Source organism: Vogesella mureinivorans, assembly GCF_007644035.1.
Taxonomy (GTDB): domain Bacteria; phylum Pseudomonadota; class Gammaproteobacteria; order Burkholderiales; family Chromobacteriaceae; genus Vogesella; species Vogesella mureinivorans.
The window spans coordinates 1-268 of sequence record NZ_VMTV02000176.1; the positions used below are offsets into that span (position 1 = coordinate 1).

Sequence of the window (268 nt, forward strand, 5' to 3'; positions counted from 1 at the left end):
CGGACAGTCCTTGCCGGAGACGACCATGCTGGCCTTGAGGATGGTGCCCTCGATCAGCACGTTCTGCTCGTAGAGCGCGCCGAACAGCGAACGCAGGGTCGCCTCGGTGACCTCGTAGCAGGTCTCGATGTCGTGGGCGCCATCCATCAGCACCTCGGGCTCGACCATCGGCACGATGCCCTGCTCCTGGCACAGCGCGGCATAGCGCGCCAGGGCGTGGGTGTTGGCCTCGATGCAGCTGCCCGAGGGCGTGTCGTCGGAAATGGTG

General features: G+C 66.4%; 1 protein-coding gene. It reads right to left on the reverse strand.

Translation table 11 applies throughout. The features are described from left to right. On the reverse strand, positions 1 to 268 hold a 268-nt coding region (locus FLQ44_RS06370), incomplete at both ends, for a class I fructose-bisphosphate aldolase (protein WP_147693593.1).